This is a genomic window from Oleiphilus sp. HI0066 (assembly GCF_001635725.1).
Map to the genome: position 1 here is coordinate 1 of NZ_LWFH01000516.1, position 960 is coordinate 960.

Below are 960 nucleotides of genomic sequence, written 5' to 3' on the forward strand. Positions count from 1 at the left end.
CATGAACTTAGCCAAGGCAAACGTTCAAACAAAAAGCCGAAGGTGGAACATGCGCCTAAACTCAGAGACAAGATAATCACGGTAAGTTTTCGGTAAAAAGACACTGATACGAGCCTCTAAACAAATGTTATTTTTATTTATACGCGCCATTTAAGTATTCTGGTTCGCAGTGAAATATTGAGTGCAATGCAACTAATTCATACCACAATTCAAAAGAAACATTATGTCTACATTTTCTAGTTCTTCGCGAACCTTATTTGTTCTTGCCGCTTTCGTCATTGTGGTAGCCGGAATGCGCGCCGCTGAATCCATCATGGTGACATTTTTATTATCCGGTTTCTTTGCGATTATTTGCGCGCCGCCCTTCTTATATTTACAAAAGAAAGGTACGCCTGCGTGGCTGTCACTCATTCTCGTTGTTATTTTCATCAGTCTATTTCAACTCTTACTCATCAGCATCATTGGCAGCTCAGCAAAGGAGTTCTCGAATGACCTTCCGGTGTATCAGGAGAAACTTCAAAGCATCACCGCAAATAGTATTAACGCCTTAGGCCAGTGGGGCATTGAAATTCCAAGACAGCGACTACTCGAAACCTTTGACCCCTCGAGTATATTTCAAACCGCCATGGGCGCACTTGGTAGCTTAGGTGGCGTATTATCAAACTCCTTCCTCATTATTCTAACCGTTGTATTTATGCTCTTTGAGAGCTTGTCATTGCCGAATAAACTACACCGAGCCTTCGGCGAAAATAACAGCCAGATCGAACATATCGATCGCTTTCTTGCTACGGTCAAAACCTATATGACAATTAAAGCGCTCGTAAGTCTCGCAACAGGCGCTCTGATATACGTCGGTTTGCTACTTATTGGCGTTGATTACCCATTGCTATGGGCAGTGCTCGCCTTCTTCCTCAACTTTGTACCGAACATTGGGTCAATCATTGCGGCAGTGCCTACGGT

The 960-nt window shown here is 43.3% G+C and carries 1 protein-coding gene; it reads left to right on the top strand.

From position 1 onward, the window contains the following. Positions 1-223 precede the first annotated feature (223 nt). A partial coding sequence (locus tag A3738_RS07130) for an AI-2E family transporter (protein ID WP_068763474.1) occupies positions 224-960 on the top strand: 737 nt, incomplete at its 3' end.